The following is a 4,134-nucleotide window of genomic DNA, read 5'->3' on the forward strand; positions in this document are numbered from 1 at the left end:
CGCGGGCGCACCCGCCCCCCGACCGGTGCAGGGGGCCCGCCCCCGCGGCGGCGCGGCGCATGGGGGGCCCGGGCCGGCAGCCGGGCCGGGGGCGGGGCCCCCGGGGGCGGGGGGGCCCCGCCCCGGTCACGGCTGCAGGCCGGTCCGCGCCTTGCTCCGCGCCGCGGCGTGCGCGGGCGCCGTCCACAGGTCGGGGGCCGGGTGCGCCCGCGGCACGGGCGACTCCGCCGCGAGCGCGGTGCACGCCAGGTCGAGGTCGCGCAGCAGCTGGTCGATCATGAGCCGGCTCAGGTCCAGGCGGACGACGACCCGCATCAGGTGCACGTCCTCGGCGTCCGGCGGCAGGCTGTAGGCGGGGACGATCCAGCCGTTCTCCCGCAGCCGGGCGGACAGGTGGTAGACGTCGTACCCGGGGTCGCCGACCAGCCGGAAGGTGACGACGGGCTCCGCGAGGCCGGGGTTGAGGACCTCGAACCGGCCGGTGGCCGCCAGGGCCTCGTTCAGGTACCGCGCGTTCGCCAGCATCGTCTCGACGATCGCGGTGTAGCCGTCGCGCCCGAGCCGCAGGAAGTTGTACATCTGCGCCTGGATCATCGCGGAGCCGCGGGAGAAGTTGAACGTGTAGGTCGGCTGCGCGCCGCCCAGGTAGTTCACGCTGAACACCAGGTCCTCGGGCAGCTTCGAGCCGTCGCGGAACACCAGCCAGCCGACGCCCGGGTACACGAGCCCGTACTTGTGGCCCGAGGCGTTGATCGAGGCGACCTGCTCCAGCCGGAAGTCCCACACGAGGTCCGGCTCGGCGAATGGCGCGATGAACGCGCCGCTGGCGCCGTCGACGTGCAAGGGGACGTCCCAGCCGCGGTCGGCCTTGATCCGCACCAGCGCGGCGTCGATGTCGGCGATCGGGTCGGCCTCGCCGATGTGCGTGGTGCCCAGCACGGCGCCGACCGCGATCGTCCGCTCGTCGACCCGCGACGCCACGTCCTCGGCGGTGATCGTGTACCGGTCGGGGCGCATCGGGATCTTGCGCATCTCGACGTCGAAGTAGTCGGCGAACTTGTCCCACACGACGTGGGTCTCGGCGCCGAACACGACGTTCGGCCGGTCGGCGGGCAGCCCCGCGGCCTCCCGCCGGTGCCGCCACGCCCGCTTGTGCGCCAGCAGCCCGAGCATGATCGCCTCGGACGACCCGATGGTCGCGACGCCGACGACGGCCGCGGGGTCGGGCGCGTGGAACAGGTCGCCGAGCATGTGCACGCAGGCCTCCTCGACGAGCGAGGCCACCGGGTACTCCTCGTGGTCGATGTGGTTCTTGCGCAGGGTGTCGTGGATCAGCGCCTCCGCCTGCGGCTCCATCCAGGTGGTGACGAACGAGGCGAGGTTGAGCGTCTCGCGCCCGTCGAGCATCAGCCCGGTGTGCAGCAGCTCGTAGACCTCGTCCGGGTCCAGGCCGTGCGGCGGGAACTCGGTGCGGTCGATCGCCGTGCGGAAGCTGGCGCGGCCGTGGATCGGCAGCGCGGCTCGGCCGTCAGTGGTCATGGGCAGGCCCTTCGCGGTCGTCGGTGACGCGGTGCGACGGCGGGGGCCCGTCCGGACCTGGCGACCGTAGCAGCGCCGGTCGCACGCGCCGGGAGCGCCGTAGCGGCGGCCGTCCACCACCTCACGGGCCCATGGTCCTGTTGCCGTGCTGCGACGGGGGGCCACATTCTGGATTTCGGTGTCGTCGTCGTGGCGCGCCACGACGAACGTCAGGAGTCGCCCCATGACCACCGCCGCCCACGGCGAACCCCCGGCCGGGCAGCTGGCCGGCGACCGCGCGTTCTTCGGCCACCCGCGTGGCCTGATGACGCTGTTCACCACCGAGCTGTGGGAGCGGTTCAGCTACTACGGGATGCGCGCCATCCTGCTGTACTACCTGACCGACTCGGTGCGCAACGGCGGGCTGGACATCGCCGAGACGACGGGCCTGGCGCTGGTGTCGATCTACGGCACCAGCGTCTACCTGCTGTCGGTGGTCGGCGGCTGGCTCGCGGACCGCGTGATCGGCGCCCGCCGGTCGGTGCTGATCGGCGGCATCATCATCGCCGCCGGGCACGTCTGCCTGGCGATCCCGTCGGCCGGGTCCTCGTACCTCGGCATCGCGCTGGTCGCCCTCGGCACCGGCCTGCTGAAGCCCAACGTGTCGAGCATGGTCGGCGAGCTGTACGCCCGGGACGACGAGCGCCGCGACTCGGCGTTCTCGATCTTCTACATGGGCATCAACATCGGCTCCTTCACCGCGCCGTTCCTCGTCGGCGCCGCGCGCGCCTGGGGCGGCTACCACGCGGGCTTCCTGGTGGCGGCCGTCGGCATGGCGATCGCCCTGGTGTTCTTCGTGGCGGGCGGCAAGTACCTCGGCAGGGCCGGCGGCGTCGCGCCGAACCCGGTGCGCCCCGAGGAGCGCGTGAAGCTGATCCGCGGCTTCCTCGTCCTGCTCGCCGGGATCGTCGTCGTCGGCCTGGTCGCGGCGGTGGTCGCGGGCGGGTTCAACCTCGACACGTTCATCGACACGATGTCGTACCTGGCGTTCATCGCGCCGGTGGCGTACTTCGTGGTGATGTACCGCTCCCCCAAGGTCACGGACGCCGAGCGCCCGCGCGTGATCGCGTACATCCCGCTGTTCGTGGCCGCGATGCTGTTCTGGATGATCTTCGAGCAGGCGGCGACCACGCTGGCGGCGTTCGCCGCCAACCGCACGGAGCTCAGCTTCTTCGGCGTGACGATCAGCCCGGAGTTCTTCCAGTCGGTGAACCCGCTGTCGATCATCATCCTGGCGCCGGTGTTCGCGTGGATCTGGTCGAAGACGCACGACCGCCCCCCGACCGCCACCAAGTTCGCGATCGGCCTGACGCTCGCGGCGCTGTCGTTCCTGGTGATGTCGCTGGCGTCGGCCGTGTTCGTCGACCGCCTCGCGCCGGCCTGGGTGCTGGTGGTCGTCTACGTGATCCAGACGCTCGGCGAGCTCTGCCTGTCGCCGGTCGGCCTGGCCGCGACGACGCTGCTCGCGCCGCGCGCGTTCCGGAACCAGGCGATGGCGGTGTGGTTCCTGGCGCCGGCCGCCGGGCAGGCGATCACCGCGCAGCTCATCAAGGCGACCGAGGGCGCCTCCGACACCGCCTACTTCGGCGGGATCGGCGCCGTGGCGCTGGTGTTCGCGGCGATCCTGCTGGCGCTGTCGCCGTGGGTCACGCGGCACATCCGCCGGGCGGACGAGATGGAGGGCACGGTGAGCGCCGGGGCGTGACGCCGGCCGCGTCGGGCGCGGTGCCGGGAACCGGTGCCCGGCGCCGCGCCCGCGGGTCGTCAGGACCGCGCGGTCTGGGTGTTCGACACCTGGGCCCGCGGCCGGACCACCAGCGTGTCGATGTTCACGTGGTGCGGCCGGGTCAGCGCGAACGCGATGACGTCCGCGATGTCCTCGGCGAGCAGCGGCTGGTAGCCCTCGTAGACCTTCGCCGCGCGCTCGGCGTCGCCGCCGAACCGGACCAGCGAGAACTCCTCGGTCGCGACGGCGCCGGGCGCGATGTCGATGACCCGCACCGGCTCGCCGATGAGCTCCAGGCGGAGCGTGGTGGTGAGCATCCGCTCGGCGTGCTTCGCTCCGGTGTAGCCCGCGCCGCCCTCGTAGGGCGCGATGGCCGCGGTGGACGTGACGACCAGGACGTCGCCGCGGCCGCTCGCCTTGAGCAGCGGGAGCAGGGCCTTGGTGACGCGCAGCGTGCCGAGCACGTTGACCTCGTACATCCGGCGCCAGCCGTCGACGTCGGCCTCGGCGACCGGGTCCAGCCCGAGCGCGCCGCCCGCGTTGTTGACGAGCGACGTCAGGCCGCCGGTCTCCTCGACGTGCGCGGCGAGGCGCGCCACGTCGTCGTCGCTGGTGAGGTCGGCGACGAACGCCTCGGCGCCGGTCTCGGCGGCCAGGGCCTCGAGCCGGTCGGCGCGGCGGGCGACGGCCACGACGTCCCAGCCCTCGGCGCGCAGCCGGCGGACGGTCGCGGCGCCGATCCCGCTGGAGGCGCCGGTGACGACGGCGCGGAGGGCGGGGCTGGCGTTCTCGGACATGCGGGGTGGTCCTCTCGGGTGGAGCGGGTGGAG

3 protein-coding genes are annotated in these 4,134 nt (G+C 73.2%); 1 reads left to right on the plus strand and 2 read right to left on the minus strand.

The window, feature by feature from the left end:
* Nucleotides 1-126 precede the first annotated feature (126 nt).
* Nucleotides 127-1,539 (minus strand): glutamate decarboxylase, encoded by a 1,413-nt coding sequence (locus MHY85_RS20325; RefSeq protein WP_239200117.1) that lies wholly within the window; start codon nucleotides 1,537-1,539, stop codon nucleotides 127-129.
* 223 nt (nucleotides 1,540-1,762) lie between these two features.
* Here MHY85_RS20325 and MHY85_RS20330 point away from each other — a divergent pair, with 223 nt between their 5' ends.
* Complete coding sequence (locus tag MHY85_RS20330; RefSeq protein ID WP_239200120.1) at nucleotides 1,763-3,283, plus strand: peptide MFS transporter; 1,521 nt, start codon at nucleotides 1,763-1,765, stop codon at nucleotides 3,281-3,283.
* A 59-nt stretch (nucleotides 3,284-3,342) separates the two neighbouring features.
* On the opposite strand, the gene MHY85_RS20335 is transcribed toward MHY85_RS20330, so the two are convergent.
* Nucleotides 3,343-4,101 carry an SDR family oxidoreductase gene (locus tag MHY85_RS20335; protein ID WP_239200122.1) on the minus strand — a complete coding sequence of 253 codons (759 nt, stop codon included), beginning with the start codon at nucleotides 4,099-4,101 and terminating at the stop codon, nucleotides 3,343-3,345.
* Nucleotides 4,102-4,134 lie beyond the last annotated feature (33 nt).

The sequence above is a fragment of the Cellulomonas sp. ACRRI genome (assembly GCF_022346185.1).
Classification (GTDB): domain Bacteria; phylum Actinomycetota; class Actinomycetes; order Actinomycetales; family Cellulomonadaceae; genus Cellulomonas.